The organism is Methylophilus luteus (assembly GCF_042676265.1).
Taxonomy (GTDB): domain Bacteria; phylum Pseudomonadota; class Gammaproteobacteria; order Burkholderiales; family Methylophilaceae; genus Methylophilus; species Methylophilus luteus.
In genome coordinates this window covers 1951707-1966160 of the sequence record NZ_JBHTKB010000001.1, presented here as the reverse complement: position 1 = coordinate 1966160, position 14454 = coordinate 1951707, and the positions used below count along the sequence as shown (strand labels likewise).

Below are 14454 nucleotides of genomic sequence, written 5' to 3'. Positions count from 1 at the left end.
TTCCCGGATAAGTGATATTTAAAAATGTGATTAAGGCTTTTTTGCAGTCTCTGCCGGCAGATTCACTTCCAGCGTCAGCGACGCATTCTGGCTTTCCCACAGGTTTTCGTTGAGCTGGTGATGCACGGTGACAAACAGGTAATTCAGCCCGGCCTTTCTCGGCTTGAAACTGAATTCACCTTGCTGGTTAGCATGGATATTCGATTCCCTGACGTTGTCCAGGTCATACAGGTCTTCCACGCGGTGCTTGATAAAGTGCTCGTTGTCGGTCACGACTATGATGCGCGCATTGGCGACCGGCTTGCCATTCTCCAGCACGCGGAATGTACCTTCAGTGCCTGGCTGCAGTGCATTGGGCGAGCTCAGTGGAATGATTTCCAGGCCTTTGTTAAATGGCCTGGCCACATATTTCTGCTGGCCTTTGAAAATGTAGGTATCAGCATAGCTGTAGTAATTCATGGTGGTCGGCTTGCCGGTCACGCGCTTCATATCGGCAGCAAAATACAGTTTTTTATCCGCCGTTTCTACCGCTTTATAGATAGGTCCCACGCGCTGGCCAGTGCTGATACGGTAAGTGCCTTCGTCTTTTAATTCTGGCTCCAGGTATACCGCAGCCTTGGTTTTTGCGATGGGCTTGATCGCCGTCGAAACCCCGTTAGGATCGGTGATGCTGAAGTTCGGTGAATCCATGGCAAAGTCAGCCTGGAAGGGGAACTCGGTAAACGCTGATTCTATGGTCAGGCGGTGATGCGTGACATTGAACTGGTTGGGTTTTAAAAACGGCACGTGCGCCTGCGCCGCCAGCGAGGCAGCCAGTGTGAGCAGTGCGGTGGCAATAAGGGAAAGCTTGTTCATGATGGTTCCTGCGATTGAATGAAAGATTTATTTAAGCGTGAGCGGCAGTCCGGCAGCGATAAAACTGACTTTGTTGACTATGGCTGCCACGTGCTGGTTCAAGCGGCCCTGTTCATCCTGAAACTGGCGGTTGATCTCACCCAGTGGCACTATGCCCATGCCGACTTCGTTGCTGACTAAAAATACCTGCGCTTTCAGTTGTGGCAAGGCTTCCAGCAAAGCCTGCTTTTCTGCCTGCCAGTCCAGCCGTTCCGGTTTATCGCAATCCGGGCATATGCATTGTGCCAGCCATAAGGTCAGGCAATCGACGATCAGGCAGGTTTCCGCTGCGTCGTTATCCAGCAATGTCTGGCCCAGGTTGAACGGTGCCTCGACCAGTTGCCAGTAAGGCGGGCGGCGCGATTTATGTTGCGCCACGCGGTTGGCAAATTCATCATCGTAAACTTGTGCCGTGGCGATATAAGTCACCGGTAGCTCAAGCGCAGAAGCCAGGCGCTCGGCATAGGCACTTTTGCCGCTACGTGCACCGCCCAGAATCAAATGTGTAGTCATGTCAGTCTCCCGCTTTGCTGTTGCCAGCGTTGGATGATAGTTTGCAATTGCGCCAGGCCCTCGGTGAACAGGGCCGGCCCCGGTTGCAGAATGTCCACTGATTTAATTTCATAGACATGGCCGTGCTGCACTGCCGGTATTGCTTGCCAGCCGGCACGCGCCATGACTTTTTCCGGCTGGAATTTCTTGCCGCACCACGAGCCTATGATGATATCCGGTTGCGCTGCCAGCACCTGCTCTGCGCTCACCTGCCGGTCGCGCGCGTTGTGAAACCGGCTGAGTGCCGGAAAGCAATCCTGGCCACCGGCTGCCTCTATCAGCTCCGCTGCCCAGCGTATGCTGCACAGCATGGGCTCATCCCACTCTTCAAAATAGACTATGGGTTTGCGCGACCATGCTGCGGACTGCGCACGCGCTGCATCCAGCAGCGACTGATACTGCGCAACCAATGCTTGCGCCTTATCACGCGCGCCGGTCAGGTCGCCCACTGTCAATATCATCTGCAAGGTTTCTGCCAGGCTGCGCTGGTTGAACACATGCACCTGGCAACCGGCTTTGATCAGCGCAGCCGCAATGTCGGCCTGCAGGTTGGAAAAACACAGGACCAGGTCAGGGTCCAACGCCAGGATCTTGTCTATATTGGCACTGGTAAAGCCACTGATCTTGGGTTTTTCTTTTCTGGCTATCGGTGGCCGGGTGGTGAATCCGGAAATACCTACGATGCGCTCCTGCTCACCGAGTAAATACAATACCTCTACTGTTTCCGTGGTCAGGCAGACTATGCGTTGCGGCCACTGTTTCATGGCTGCGGCTTATGCTGCCAGCCGTTTTCCATCAGCATGTCGGACAACGGTTTTTCCGTGGCCCAGCCTTGTTCCACCAGCATGGGCGATTTGTAAAAAGTATTCACATAACCCAGGCATAGAATGGCGACCGGTTTCGCATCGGCGGGCATGCCCAGCAGATCGGCCAGTGCCTGCGGATCAAACAGGCTGACCCAGCCCATGCCTATGCCTTCTGCCCGCGCCGCCAGCCACAGGTTCTGGATAGCACAGCTGACCGAGGCCAGGTCCATTTCTGGCAGGGTGCGGCGGCCAAAGATATATTTTTCGCGCTGGTCGCACAAAGTCGCCACCAGCAGCTCGCCGCAATCGAGTATGCCCTCTACCTTGAGCCGCATGAAATCGGCCATACGCGCCGTGTTTTCAAACTCGCCTATCGCCTGGGCGGTCTTCTTGCGTTCTTCATCCACCAAGGCATGCATGCGTTTGCGCAGGCCGGCATCTGAGATACGGATAAAGCGCCAAGGTTGCATCAGGCCTACGCTGGGCGCCTGGTGTGCGGCCTGCAACAGTTTTTGCAATAACTCCGGCGCGATAGGCGTAGGCAGAAAATGCCGCATATCGCGTCGCTCGGCGATCACCTTGTAAATGGCCGCCTTGTCTTGATCAGAATAAGCAAAACTCATGGCAGGAAGAAACTGGCGGCCAGGGCCGGGTTAGACGGGAAATAAAAATGCAGAAAACTGGCGGTGATGTTGTGCTGGCGGTAGATCGCTTCGCCCGTGCCATATCGGCCTTTGCCATGGGCGATCACCGGCAGATCAGTCTCAAAACGCCCATAATGAAAAGTATGTGCGCCTATGGTGCCAGTGCCATTTTCAGTAGGCAAAGTCGCCTGTTGCGTGCCCAGGCCTTGCCGTTTGCTCTCAATGTTGCCGTGACCTTTTAATAAGCCAAAGACCGGCCGGCCATCCAGACTTTCACCTGATGCCAGCATGCCACCACACTCTGCCAGCATGGGTATGCCAGCTGCCGCTGCCGCCTGCATGCTGTCGCACATGCCGGTATTGTTTCCGATTTTTTCCAGATGCAATTCCGGGTAACCGCCGGGCAGCCAGTAGGCATCGGCCACAGGTAATTGTGCATCTGTTAATGGCGAGAAGAAGGTAATGCTTGCACCCAAGGTTTGCAGCAGGTCCAGGTTAGCCTGGTAGATAAAACAGAAGGCAGCATCTTTAGCGACGGCAATTGTTTTGCCTTGCAGGAGTCGCTCGGAAGAATCGTTTTTTGGGGGATCAAAACTTACCGTGGGCGGTAGCGGGATTTCTTGCCCTAATAATTGCGCAGCGGCTTCTATGCGCTGATCGATATCGTTGATCTCCTGTGCCAGATGTAAACCCAGATGGCGTTCAGGCAGGCTTAATTGAGCGTTATGTGGCATAGCACCTAGCCACGGAATATCGGCCGGCAATGCTTCTTTGATCATGCGCGCATGGCCTTCACTACCTACCTGGTTGGCAATCACGCCTGCGCGTTGCAGGCTAGGGCGGAAAGCGTATAAGCCATACGCCAGCGCTGCAAACGTTTGCGCCATGGCTTTGGCGTTGACTACCAGCGCGACCGGAATGCCGAACCGCTCGGCGATATCGGCGCAGGAAGGGTTGCCGTCATAGAGCCCCATCACGCCTTCCAGCAGCAGCACATCATTTTCCTGCGCGGCCTTGTAAAGTAAACGACGCGCATCGTCTTCGCCACACATGCCTAAATCAAGGTTGTAGACCGGCTTGCCGCTGGCGACTTCCAGTATCATGCCGTCGATAAAATCCGGCCCACATTTGAATGCCTGCACGCGCAAACCACGCTTGCGGTAAGCGCGCGCCAGAGCGGCGGTGGTCATGGTTTTGCCCTGGCCGGATGCCGGTGCTGCCATCAGCATGGCATGACAGCTTGCTACAGCCGCTTGCGTCACAGATCTATTCCAGCCTGTGCCTTGATACCGGCACGCCAGGCATGCTTGACGTCCATCAGCTCACTCACGGTGTCGGCAGCGTTACGCAACGCTTCGGAAGCGCCACGGCCGGTGATGACCACATGCTGCATGGGCGGGCGGTTGACAATGGCATCCAGCACCATTTGCTCATCGAGGTAGCCATATTTGAAAGTGTAGGTGAGTTCGTCGAGCACGACGAGCTGGATAGCCGGGTCTTGCAGCATGCCGGCGACGATCTGCCAGCCGCGCATGGCGGTTTCGGTATCACGCTGTCTGTCCTGGGTGTTCCAGGTAAAGCCTTCGCCGAGTACATGCCAGCTGACTGCCGGATGCTGGCGGAAAAAGGCTTCTTCGCCGGTATCAGACCTGCCCTTGATAAACTGGGCGACGCCTACCCGCATGCCGTGACCAAGTGAGCGGGCCACCATGCCAAAAGCAGAAGAACTTTTGCCTTTGCCGTTGCCGGTGAGTATGAGTAGCAGGCCTTTTTCTATTTTGGCCTGTTCTATCTTTTCATCAATGACCGCCTTTTTTCTTATCATGCGCGCCTTGTGGCGGCTGTCGCGGTCATTGGTTTCCATCATGGTGCCTAAGAATTATGCTTTTTCGTGAACAGAGCGTTTGGCCAGGCCAAATGCCACGTGTGCGATCAGTGCGACTACTACCCAGAACGCGATCGCTTCCAGTTGTTTTGGATAGTATTTCACCACACGCGCGCCAAACTCAACCAGGGTAGGGTTGGCATAACGGCCGCCAAAGAAATAGAAACCACCGCTGGAGAACAGCTCGGCAATGGCCGAAGCAACGACCACCACCCCAGCCAGCTTGAACAGGCTGCTGAACTCCCAGCTGGTATTGTCTGCCGTCCAGCGGCCAGCCAGCCACATGGTGCCATAGGCTGGCAGTAAAAAGCCGTAAGCCGGTGTCACGCAGAAATTGCTGACGCCACCCCAGGTCACCGCTGCCAGATCGAGCCCGGCACACAAAGCCAGCAGGGCGACAAACATAATGGTGGAACGCAGGTAGTAACCGGCAATAAAGAAAGCCGCGTATGAAGCGCTAGGCAGGAAATCGATAGAAGCGAAATGATGACCGCGCGTGACGATGACCATCAGTGCAATGACAAATGCGATTGCCAGAGATTGAGTTGAAATTTTACGTGGCATGCCAACGACTCCCAAATTTTATTAAATTAGCCAGGGGTGAATTTTAGCCCAATTCCATCTGGCTTGGTCAAAATCCACCGCTTATTCAGTGCCTAGTGCATGTCATAGTTCAGGCTGAAAAACACATTCGCACCCATGGTGTTGTAATCAACCGTGGAGTTGACTGCTGCCAGCACATAATCTTTGTCCAGAATATTATTGGCGCGGGCTTGCAGTCGCCAGTTTTGATTCAACTGATATCCAAGTGTTGAGTTGAGCAGGGCGTAGCCACCTAATGCAAGGCGGTTAGCGGCATCGTTGTAGCGTTGTGAGGACGCAGTCAATTCTGTAGTCCAATTCCAATCACCAGTTTTGTATTGCAATACCAGATTGCCATAACGTTGGGCGCGTCTAACCAGTAAATTGTCTGTGCCATCGACTCTAGGGGATTGCACCGTCAGGTTGCCGGACAATAACCAGCTTTCATTTAAAACCAGGCTACTTTCAAAAGTCACCCCTTGAATTTCAATTTTTCCTGCATTCACTGCACAGTTTGGAAAGCCCACCGGGCAACCTGAGGTTAAGGTTTGAATGAAGTTGCGGATATGGTTATCAAACAGGGTGACTTTGGCCTGTAAAGCTTCACCCTGGTAACGAAGGCTGGCTTCCAGATTGTCTGCTTTCTCGGCAGCCAAGTTCGGATTGCCGAAGTTCACCGCATACAATTGATTGAATGTAGGTGCACGGAAGGATGATCCGTATTGTGCCGTTACCCGCCAGGCTGGCGTGAGTGCATAACCATAGCCTAGGCCACCAGTGGTGTAATTGCCAAACTGGCTGTTATGGTCTTCTCTCAAAGATAACTGGGCACTATGGTTGTCAAAGTTGCCGGTATAACCCAGGACGAAAGCATCATTGCTTCTGCCTCTGTCCAGTGTTTGCCTGCCGATAGTCTTTGTCAGTACATCCTGTTCAAGCCGGTCATAAGCAAACATGATGGTGCCATTCGAGAGTTGGTAATCATGTTGCCAGGAAATCTGGTGCTGCTCGGTTTCAATATTACTATTGGCTGTTGCGCCAGTTGCTGCGCTGACGGTATATGACTGATCGCGACCATTGTTATATTGCAAGGTACTCTTCCAGCGTTCGGTCAGTGCGTTCTTCAGCGTGACCCCATAACCTTGCTGGTAGCGGTTTTGATGGTTGCCAACATAACCATTGTCATATTCGCTACGGCCATCGCTCTCCAGGTAGTTCAGTCCCAGAGTATGTCCTGGAGCAAACTCCAGATTGGCATAAGCTGATCCACTGAAATTTTGGTAGCCGTCACGGTCTTTGTCCACATTTAATGGCGGGTGTTTTTTTGCGCTGATGCCACGGGTGTCATAGCTGCTGATTTGTGCGCCTAATTTCAATGCTTTGTAAGTGGTATCGATCCCGGCATTGCCTGTGTAAGTATCATAGCTGCCAGCACCAACTGTACCGTAAATATGTGTTTTATTACCGCTGCCACGTTTCGTGAAGATCTGGATCACGCCACCAATCGCATCGGAGCCATACAGGCTAGATGCTGGGCTGCGCAAGATTTCAATGCGGTCAATCAATGCAAGGGGAATATTCTCAAAAGCTGTAGTGCCAGTAGTGCCGGAGTTAATACGCACGCCGTCGACCAGTACAATCAGCTGATTATCGTTGGTGCCACGTAAGGTGATATTGCTGCTAGTGCCCATGCCACCATTGCTGTAACTTTGTACGCCAGGTTGCAGCCTGAGTAGGTCGGCCAGAGAGCCACCTTGTAGCCGGTTGATTTCTTCGCTATCGATGACGGTGATATCACCGGTGACGGTTTTGGTGGATTGCGAGGTCCTGCTGGCGGTGACCACGACTTCGTCCAGGTTTGGTGTCGCCAGCGTTTCTGCGGCTAAGGTGTTGATAGGCAAAGCTGCCATCAGCCCCAGTAACGTAATTTTTTTCATAGAATCTTCTGCTGCGTGTGAAGATTTGAATACTGTAGTGACTACACTGAATGGAAGTTTCTTTTTCATTATCTTATCCCTGGTGCATATGCGACCCCGCATATGGGTTATTGGGCGATACCAGGGGTAAGGGACAATGGATTTAGCGTTGCTATGGCTAGCAAGATTAGAAATACACTATCAGACACCGTCACCCCGCGGTATTGCAAATGGTTAGTTGTGAGGCCGGTCTCCGGGCTTGCAAGTTTTGATCTATCGCCTTCCCGAGTGTGTACTCAGTGGCTTATTGATAGACCCGCACTTGCTTACCGTTGCGGGGGCAGCACAGGCATTGCGAATGTGAATTCACGCACCTGTTTCCCAGTTTCACTCCGTCTGCAAGAACACAGCGCGAAGCACCTGACAACTGGCGCTCATTTTAGTTGAAAGTGCCTGCTTTTGCGAGCAAACATTGAGCGCGGATTCAAGTTGAAATCTTTAATTTACTTTGAAAAACTACGCTTAGCTATTGACCACAATCATTTTTTTCATTGATAATGGTTCGATGGATGCTGATCTGAAAAGTTTGGAAGAGCGTGTGGCGAAGTTAATTGCGCTGTGTCATCACTTGCGTGAGGACAATGGCCAGTTGCGTCAGGAGGTGACGAAACTGCACCAGGAGTCGCAATCGCTCAAGCTGAATATGACTCAAGCCAGCGTGCAGTTAGAAAAATTATTGTCTGCACTGCCACAGGAAGGACAATAAGCAATGGCTAAACAACCGATCGATATTGAAATCATGGGCCGTGCCTTCAGTGTGACTTGTACTGACGAAGAGCGCGATGTGATCGTGCAGGCGGTAGGCTACCTGGATGGTAAAATGCGCGAGATCCGCGATGCGGGCAAAATGGTCAGTGTAGAACGCATTGCCATCATGGCGGCACTGAATATCACGCATGAATTATTGAATACCCGCAGTGATGGCGTGGATGTGGGCGATGTGAAAAAACGCATCACCACCATGCAACAGCAAATGGATGAAGTGTTATCCAGTCAACATAAATTGTTGTAATCCTCTTAACTTCATAAAATATTCACCGTCAATAGCAGTAATTGGCGTATCATTTTTTATACGGTGTGCTTTTAAGAAGGTGTATTAAGGCGTTGCCTGGGTCTAAATTCCTTGAACTAGTCTTTGTTATAGGTTTCGGCTCATCAGGTGCTGTGCGATCGCACTAAGTTGGGATATCTTTTAAGACTCCCTTGGCGTGTGAACCTAATGTACCTTAGGCTGTTACCACCTGAACTTTTTGGTTCAGGATTATGGCTCAGGTAACCCCTTAATACACCTTCTCAAAAGCACATTTTCTTTCTGCCAGCCTATCTCAGGGCGTGGTACATCAGGTCAGCCAGGCTGACGACTTCCAGACAGCTCTCATCGCAAGATTCCAGTACCACAGGTGGTGCATAGCCGGCTTCACTGGCTTCCAGCCAGCGCCGTGCACATACGCACCAGCGGTCGCCGGCATGCAGTCCGGGGAAACCATAGTCCGGGATAGGGGTAGACAGGTCATTGCCCTGCGCGGTAGAAAACGCCAGAAACTCATCTGTCATTTCTGCACATATGGTATGCCTGCCGCTGTCTTCAGGATGAAAGCCGCAACAGCCATCACGCATAAAACCGGTGACAGGATAAGTGCTGCAAGGGATGAGCAGGGTGCCGAGGACGTTTTTAGCCATATGTAATGTGGGGTGACTTTGGTTTATGATACTGGGGTTTATGATTTTGGGTTTCCGGTTTAACGGTGCTGGTGGTACAGGCATTTATGATACTGGACATTTGCATGAGGGAAGAAGGTTTTAACAGATGGCACGTTATTGGCTGATGAAGTCCGAACCGTCGGATGTTTCGATTGATGATCTGGCGGGCTTGCCTAATCAAAGCATAGATTGGTATGGCGTGCGCAATTATCAGGCGCGCAACTTTATGCGCGACCAGATGAAGGTGGGCGATGGTGTGTTGTTTTACCATTCCAACTGCGAGGTGCCAGGCATAGTCGGCATCTGTGAGGTGAGCACGCCGGCTTATCCGGACAAGTTTCAGTTTGTGCCTGGGCATAAATATTTTGATGCTAAATCCACCCCTGAGAATCCGCGCTGGGTGAATGTGGATGTCAAACTGGTGCGTAAAACGCGCGTGCTCAGCCTGAAAGAAATGCGCGAGATCCCCGAGCTGGCCAATATGCGCACCTTGCAAAAAGGCAACCGATTGTCTATCACGCCGGTCGACCCCAAAGAGTGGGCGTTTATCACCAGGTTGCTGGGTGCGTAAAGTCGTGCCACAGGCATGCCACATGTTGCTATGGCGATGGGTTAAAGCATGAAGAGACAGCGCAAAAAAGCGGTGTTGTATATCCTGGTAGCGGGATTTCTGATCGCTTTTATCGGCGCGCTATTATTCCTGTGGATCTACTTTTCCAGCATGCGCGAGATGCACCAGACCACGCGCAATCTTTACGAGCAGCCGTTTGCGGTTTCAAATGCCGCTCAGCAATTAAAAGCCGACCTCTACCAGATACGCAGCAGCCTGCTTTACGCCACACTGATCCAGGCCGATGCCAATGCCATGGGCGAAACCATCGCTTTTATTGAGGCACGCGAGCGGCTGGCAGAAGAAAACATCGCAGTCATGCAGCACAGCTACACCGGTGACCCGCAGCAGATCATCAACCTGCAACAAAAGTGGCAGGCACTCAACCAGGTGCGCGACATGATCTTGCAAAAGCTGGAAGATGCCAGGTTTCGCGAAGCCAACCGCCTGATAGAGACCGACTGGACCAGCCGCTTTGCAGAAGTGGCCAGGCTCAATGAATCTATACTCGCCTATGCCAACCAGCGCGCCAACCAGTATGTGGAAGAAAGCCAGCAGCGGCTGCAACGGCATACCAGGGCGGGTTTGATCTATGCGTCTTTGCTACTGTCATTGTTTTTGCTGGTCAGCGTGTTTGTGGTGTGGCGCATCTACCAACTGCATATAGAGGCCGACAAATTCGCCTTCACCGACTTTTTAACTGGCATCGCCAACCGCCGGCACTTCATGCACGAGCTGGAATCCGAGATCAGGCGCAGCCAGCGCTACGCAGCACCATTTTCGTTCGCCATGGTCGATATCGATCATTTCAAAAAGATCAACGATCAGCATGGTCACCACGCCGGCGACCTGATCTTGCAGAACTTCTGTCTCAGGTGCGTGAATGCGTTGCGCACCAGTGATATGGTCGGCAGGCTGGGTGGAGAAGAGTTCGGTATCCTGATGCCTATGACCGATCTGCACGAAGCTGCCCGCGTCATAGAGCGCCTGCGCTCCGAGATCGACCATAGTGTGCTGGTGGAAAATGGTGAAAAGATCCACTACACCGCCTCGTTCGGGCTGGTTTCTACCTCGCAGCTGACCGAGCAGCAAGGCCTGGCGCATATGATGCGCATGGCCGATAACGCCCTTTACTCCGCCAAACAGCAAGGCCGCAACCGCGTGTTTATTGCCAACCATTAACGCTGGCCTGGCAATTGAGCGCAGGTAGATTCTAAATCCCGTTGTAGTCCCCCAGGCCGCATTGCAGATGCGGCTTTTTTTATGTCGCCATGACCCTGATAGCCGCAAAAAATCCGCTCTGAATCGTTGATGTGCATTGATTGTGCAAGCCGCTATTTCTGTGCACTTTAATGGTGCGCTTCTATCTGTTTTCGATTTTGCTTGGCAACGTTGTAAATCAAAAATTCTGGGTTTTTTAAACTGATTTAAACGCATGCTCCGTGCTGATTTTGTTTTTAACTCGTTGATTATTAATTAATTATTTTTCAATCAATCAGTTGTTGGCGCAAACACCGTGCTGCTTTATTTGTGTGCATCACAGGTTGGAATGCATCTTGCTGAAATGCAAGTACAGGCTTTCCAACGAAACACCAAATATGCTGTAACGGATTGGAGCACGACATGACAAAGTTATTGATCGGTTTACTGGTAGGGTGCTTGACTGCACCATTGATGGCAGAACCTTCTGGCGAGTTGCTGGAATCATTGAACAGTCGTGTGTTGCGCATCCAGGTCGGTCTCACCAACGGTCAGTTCGGTTTGGGTTCCGGTGTCGTGGTGGCTGAAAACCAGGTGGTGACTAACTGCCACGTGGTCGCCAATGCCAGCAGCATCAGTGTGCTGAGTGGCGGCGCGGTTTACCATGCGGTAGGCGTCAAGCCTGACTGGAAACACGACGTATGCATGCTGCAAATGGAAGATCTGCCGCTGGCACCTGTCAAAATGAAATCCAGCAGCGAACTGAAATACGAACAACCGGTATTCACCATAGGCTATCCCAGCTTTGTGCCAGCGCCAGTGACCACCCAGGGCGTGGTCAAGGGTCTGTTCAGCTTGGATGATTCAGTCATCGTGCGCGCCACGCCTACTTTCAGGCAAGGTGCCAGCGGTGGTGGCCTGTTTGATGAGTCCGGCACGCTGGTAGGTTTGATCACGCTGAAAAGCCCGGGCAAGGATGCGTATTATTACTATATGTCCATAGACTGGGTGCAGGCTTTACTGAACAAGCCGGCTGGCCCGGTGGTGGTAAAAAGCGAATTGCCGTTCTGGGGTAAACCAGCTGCGCAATGGCCTAACTTTATGAAAGTGGTGTTCCCCTACCTGCATAAAGACTGGAATGGCCTGAAAACAGTGGCTGCGCAATGGGTGAAACAAGAGCCTGCCAGTACCGAAGCCTGGTTCTACCTGGCAGCGGCCGAGTATGAAACACATGACCTGACCCTGGCTGAACAACATCTGCACCGTGTGGTGAGCATGAACGAGCAACATAGCCAGGCTTTCTACTACCTCGGTTTGATCGCCGAAGCCAATGGCAAGCACAGCGAAGCCTTGGCCAGTGTGGATACGCTTAACCAGCTGGATGCAGAGAAAGCCGTAGAGCTGACAGTCGCCATGAAAACACTGCCATAAGCAACAGCTAGCGGTAGTGAACTGTCAGTCACCAACATCAAGCAAATTAAAAGCTTAACAAAATAAAAAAGCGCCTTATGGGCGCTTTTTTGTTGCCAGCTGCTTATTCAGACAACTTGCAGATCCAGTTCTTCTACATGGTAATAATGCTCATCATCCCAGACTGTGAAATCTTGCGCAGTCACTACGGCTTCCTGAAAGTGATAAAAGGTCGCAATGCAATGATTCTCTTCGTCCATGACCTGATACATTGACATAATTTCCCGCCTTTCCGTAATGATTAAGTGACATTAAATACTGCAGTTGACACATCATGCCACGGTGTCAGTGAAATGATTTTATGGAGAAAAGAGGTCTATTGGTCTCAATTTGAAATCATGTTTTGTGGGGGCAGAAATGCGGTGGCAAATCTCAGTCACGCCGGGCTGTATGCTGTGCTAAATGCATTATTTAGCGGTGCTTTCAGCGCTTGTTTTGGCAATGGTTAAAAGCAGGCTTTTGTAAAATAGTGCGGTTGGCGTATAATTTCTGCCTTCTGAGGAACGCTGCGAGAGTTTGATACTCCCAGGCTCAGAGTGATAGCTGCAAAGCTTCTCAACTGCGTTCACTTTTCACTGTGCGAGCACGGAAAAAAGGTGAGCAAAACGTTTCCACCGGTTCTTCATGAACTTTCCCTGCTCAGTTTTCATTTTTTTAGGACTTCAAACATGAATACTGTAGCTGATTTCAAAGATTACATAGTCGCCGACATGGACCTGGCTGGCTGGGGCCGCAAGGAAATTGCGATTGCCGAAACCGAGATGCCTGGCCTGATGGCTATCCGTGAAGAATATGCCGCGGTGCAGCCACTGCGTGGTGCGCGCATCACCGGTTCATTGCATATGACTATCCAGACCGCGGTGTTGATCGAGACACTCAAGGACCTGGGCGCTGAAGTGCGCTGGGCTTCCTGCAATATCTTCTCTACCCAGGACCATGCCGCAGCGGCGATCGCTGCCACCGGCACGCCGGTGTTTGCCGTGAAAGGCGAGACACTGGAAGAATATTGGGATTACACCCACCGTATCTTCGAGTGGGCGGATGGTGGTTATTCAAACATGATTCTGGATGATGGCGGCGATGCCACTTTGCTGTTGCACCTGGGTGCGCGTGCAGAGAAAGATCTGGCTGTGGTAGGCAACCCGACTTCTGAAGAAGAAGTGTGTCTGTTTAACGCGATCAAGACCAAACTGAAAACCGACCCGAGCTGGTACTCGGTGCGCCTGGCAGAGATCAAGGGCGTGACCGAAGAAACCACTACCGGTGTACATCGTTTGTACCAGATGCACAAAGACGGCAAGCTGGCTTTCCCCGCCATTAACGTCAATGACTCGGTGACCAAATCCAAATTCGATAACCTGTATGGCTGTAGAGAATCACTGGTTGATGGTATCAAACGCGCTACCGATGTGATGATCGCAGGCAAGATCGCCGTGGTGGCCGGTTACGGCGACGTGGGTAAAGGTTCTGCGCAAGCGCTGCGTGCCTTGTCTGCACAAGTGTGGGTCACCGAAATCGACCCTATCTGCGCCTTGCAGGCAGCCATGGAAGGCTACCGCGTGGTGACCATGGATTATGCGGCTGAGCATGCTGATATTTTCGTGACTGCCACTGGTAACTACCATGTGATCACGCACGACCATATGGCAAAAATGAAAGACCAGGCCATCGTCTGCAACATCGGCCACTTCGATAACGAGATCGACGTTGCCGGTATCGAGAAATACCAGTGGGATGAGATCAAGCCACAAGTAGACCATGTGATCTTCCCGGATGGCAAACGCATCATCCTGCTGGCAAAAGGCCGCCTGGTGAACCTGGGTTGCGGTACCGGCCACCCAAGCTATGTGATGAGCTCCAGCTTTGCCAACCAGACCATTGCCCAGATCGAGCTGTTCACGCAAACCGGCAATTACCCGGTAGGCGTTTACACCTTGCCTAAGCACCTGGATGAAAAAGTGGCAGTGTTGCAACTGAAGAAACTCAATGCCCAGCTGACTGTGCTGACAGATGCGCAAGCGGCTTATATCGGCGTGAGCAAGAGCGGCCCTTACAAGCCAGACCACTACAGATACTAAGCTTGTGTGCTTAACACTAAACTTCCGTCAGGTGTCCTGGCGGAAGTTTCGGTGTA

The 14454-nt window shown here is 52.0% G+C and carries 16 protein-coding genes and 2 riboswitches; of the genes, 6 read left to right on the top strand and 10 right to left on the bottom strand.

Annotated features, from left to right (window positions below; genetic code table 11):
* Positions 1-30 precede the first annotated feature (30 nt).
* The 8 genes from ACFQ1Z_RS09340 to ACFQ1Z_RS09305 all read right to left on the bottom strand — a co-directional run bounded on the left by ACFQ1Z_RS09340 (position 31) and on the right by ACFQ1Z_RS09305 (position 7300).
* Positions 31-855, bottom strand: a complete 825-nt coding sequence (locus tag ACFQ1Z_RS09340; protein ID WP_379057115.1) for a DUF4198 domain-containing protein — start codon at positions 853-855, stop codon at positions 31-33.
* A 27-nt stretch (positions 856-882) separates the two neighbouring features.
* Positions 883-1407, bottom strand: a complete 525-nt coding sequence (gene cobU, locus ACFQ1Z_RS09335; protein WP_379057114.1) for a bifunctional adenosylcobinamide kinase/adenosylcobinamide-phosphate guanylyltransferase — start codon at positions 1405-1407, stop codon at positions 883-885.
* Positions 1404-2210, bottom strand: coding sequence for a cobalamin-binding protein (locus ACFQ1Z_RS09330; protein ID WP_379057113.1), 807 nt, complete (start codon positions 2208-2210; stop codon positions 1404-1406). The genes cobU and ACFQ1Z_RS09330 overlap by 4 nt, the downstream gene beginning before the upstream one ends.
* Positions 2207-2875, bottom strand: a complete 669-nt coding sequence (gene bluB / locus ACFQ1Z_RS09325) for a 5,6-dimethylbenzimidazole synthase (protein ID WP_379057112.1) — start codon at positions 2873-2875, stop codon at positions 2207-2209. The genes ACFQ1Z_RS09330 and bluB overlap by 4 nt, the downstream gene beginning before the upstream one ends.
* Positions 2872-4125: a cobyrinate a,c-diamide synthase gene (locus tag ACFQ1Z_RS09320; protein WP_379057210.1), complete on the bottom strand. Its 1254-nt coding sequence runs from the start codon at positions 4123-4125 to the stop codon at positions 2872-2874. The genes bluB and ACFQ1Z_RS09320 overlap by 4 nt, the downstream gene beginning before the upstream one ends.
* 29 nt (positions 4126-4154) lie before the next feature.
* Entirely contained in the window at positions 4155-4760 is a 606-nt protein-coding gene (gene cobO, locus ACFQ1Z_RS09315; protein ID WP_379057209.1) for a cob(I)yrinic acid a,c-diamide adenosyltransferase, read from the bottom strand.
* A 15-nt stretch (positions 4761-4775) separates the two neighbouring features.
* Complete coding sequence (locus ACFQ1Z_RS09310) at positions 4776-5345, bottom strand: hypothetical protein (protein ID WP_379057111.1); 570 nt, start codon at positions 5343-5345, stop codon at positions 4776-4778.
* Between the two features lie 92 nt (positions 5346-5437).
* The gene (locus ACFQ1Z_RS09305) at positions 5438-7300 is read right to left on the bottom strand and encodes a TonB-dependent receptor domain-containing protein (RefSeq protein ID WP_379057110.1); all 1863 of its coding nucleotides are present in this window, start codon (positions 7298-7300) and stop codon (positions 5438-5440) included.
* A 206-nt stretch (positions 7301-7506) separates the two neighbouring features.
* Positions 7507-7718, bottom strand: a riboswitch (cobalamin riboswitch).
* Between the two features lie 90 nt (positions 7719-7808).
* Between ACFQ1Z_RS09305 and ACFQ1Z_RS09300 the strand changes: the two genes are divergently transcribed.
* Positions 7809-8045 carry a hypothetical protein gene (locus ACFQ1Z_RS09300; RefSeq protein ID WP_379057109.1) on the top strand — a complete coding sequence of 79 codons (237 nt, stop codon included), beginning with the start codon at positions 7809-7811 and terminating at the stop codon, positions 8043-8045.
* Between the two features lie 3 nt (positions 8046-8048).
* Positions 8049-8351 carry a cell division protein ZapA gene (locus ACFQ1Z_RS09295; protein ID WP_379032706.1) on the top strand — a complete coding sequence of 101 codons (303 nt, stop codon included), beginning with the start codon at positions 8049-8051 and terminating at the stop codon, positions 8349-8351.
* A 308-nt stretch (positions 8352-8659) separates the two neighbouring features.
* On the opposite strand, the gene ACFQ1Z_RS09290 is transcribed toward ACFQ1Z_RS09295, so the two are convergent.
* Positions 8660-9019 (bottom strand): DUF2237 family protein, encoded by a 360-nt coding sequence (locus tag ACFQ1Z_RS09290; protein WP_379057108.1) that lies wholly within the window; start codon positions 9017-9019, stop codon positions 8660-8662.
* A gap of 127 nt (positions 9020-9146) precedes the next feature.
* Between ACFQ1Z_RS09290 and ACFQ1Z_RS09285 the strand changes: the two genes are divergently transcribed.
* The 3 genes from ACFQ1Z_RS09285 to ACFQ1Z_RS09275 all read left to right on the top strand — a co-directional run bounded on the left by ACFQ1Z_RS09285 (position 9147) and on the right by ACFQ1Z_RS09275 (position 12281).
* A complete protein-coding gene (locus ACFQ1Z_RS09285; RefSeq protein WP_379057107.1) occupies positions 9147-9611 on the top strand; it encodes an EVE domain-containing protein in 465 nt (154 codons plus the stop codon).
* 48 nt (positions 9612-9659) lie between these two features.
* Positions 9660-10832 (top strand): GGDEF domain-containing protein, encoded by a 1173-nt coding sequence (locus tag ACFQ1Z_RS09280; protein ID WP_379057106.1) that lies wholly within the window; start codon positions 9660-9662, stop codon positions 10830-10832.
* Between the two features lie 441 nt (positions 10833-11273).
* Complete coding sequence (locus ACFQ1Z_RS09275; RefSeq protein ID WP_379057105.1) at positions 11274-12281, top strand: trypsin-like peptidase domain-containing protein; 1008 nt, start codon at positions 11274-11276, stop codon at positions 12279-12281.
* A 107-nt stretch (positions 12282-12388) separates the two neighbouring features.
* Here ACFQ1Z_RS09275 and ACFQ1Z_RS09270 read toward each other — a convergent pair whose 3' ends face one another.
* Entirely contained in the window at positions 12389-12538 is a 150-nt protein-coding gene (locus ACFQ1Z_RS09270; RefSeq protein WP_156376475.1) for a hypothetical protein, read from the bottom strand.
* A 274-nt stretch (positions 12539-12812) separates the two neighbouring features.
* Positions 12813-12894: riboswitch (S-adenosyl-L-homocysteine riboswitch) on the top strand.
* A 94-nt stretch (positions 12895-12988) separates the two neighbouring features.
* On the opposite strand from ACFQ1Z_RS09270, the gene ahcY reads away from it, so the two are divergent.
* On the top strand, positions 12989-14398 hold the full coding sequence (ahcY, locus tag ACFQ1Z_RS09265) for an adenosylhomocysteinase (RefSeq protein ID WP_379057104.1): 1410 nt from the start codon (positions 12989-12991) through the stop codon (positions 14396-14398).
* Positions 14399-14454: the final 56 nt, after the last annotated feature.

What these genes read in the sequence shown, in the direction of transcription:
- ACFQ1Z_RS09320 (WP_379057210.1), bottom strand. Translation starts at nt 4,125, where the DNA reads ATGCTGATGGCAGCACCGGCATCCGGCCAGGGCAAAACCATGACCACC.
- ACFQ1Z_RS09340 (WP_379057115.1), bottom strand. Translation starts at nt 855, where the DNA reads ATGAACAAGCTTTCCCTTATTGCCACCGCACTGCTCACACTGGCTGCC.
- ACFQ1Z_RS09285 (WP_379057107.1), top strand. Translation starts at nt 9,147, where the DNA reads ATGGCACGTTATTGGCTGATGAAGTCCGAACCGTCGGATGTTTCGATT.
- ACFQ1Z_RS09295 (WP_379032706.1), top strand. Translation starts at nt 8,049, where the DNA reads ATGGCTAAACAACCGATCGATATTGAAATCATGGGCCGTGCCTTCAGT.
- ACFQ1Z_RS09280 (WP_379057106.1), top strand. Translation starts at nt 9,660, where the DNA reads ATGAAGAGACAGCGCAAAAAAGCGGTGTTGTATATCCTGGTAGCGGGA.
- ACFQ1Z_RS09275 (WP_379057105.1), top strand. Translation starts at nt 11,274, where the DNA reads ATGACAAAGTTATTGATCGGTTTACTGGTAGGGTGCTTGACTGCACCA.
- ACFQ1Z_RS09330 (WP_379057113.1), bottom strand. Translation starts at nt 2,210, where the DNA reads ATGAAACAGTGGCCGCAACGCATAGTCTGCCTGACCACGGAAACAGTA.
- cobO (WP_379057209.1), bottom strand. Translation starts at nt 4,760, where the DNA reads ATGGAAACCAATGACCGCGACAGCCGCCACAAGGCGCGCATGATAAGA.
- ACFQ1Z_RS09290 (WP_379057108.1), bottom strand. Translation starts at nt 9,019, where the DNA reads ATGGCTAAAAACGTCCTCGGCACCCTGCTCATCCCTTGCAGCACTTAT.
- ACFQ1Z_RS09310 (WP_379057111.1), bottom strand. Translation starts at nt 5,345, where the DNA reads ATGCCACGTAAAATTTCAACTCAATCTCTGGCAATCGCATTTGTCATT.
- bluB (WP_379057112.1), bottom strand. Translation starts at nt 2,875, where the DNA reads ATGAGTTTTGCTTATTCTGATCAAGACAAGGCGGCCATTTACAAGGTG.
- cobU (WP_379057114.1), bottom strand. Translation starts at nt 1,407, where the DNA reads ATGACTACACATTTGATTCTGGGCGGTGCACGTAGCGGCAAAAGTGCC.
- ACFQ1Z_RS09270 (WP_156376475.1), bottom strand. Translation starts at nt 12,538, where the DNA reads ATGTCAATGTATCAGGTCATGGACGAAGAGAATCATTGCATTGCGACC.
- ACFQ1Z_RS09305 (WP_379057110.1), bottom strand. Translation starts at nt 7,300, where the DNA reads ATGAAAAAAATTACGTTACTGGGGCTGATGGCAGCTTTGCCTATCAAC.
- ahcY (WP_379057104.1), top strand. Translation starts at nt 12,989, where the DNA reads ATGAATACTGTAGCTGATTTCAAAGATTACATAGTCGCCGACATGGAC.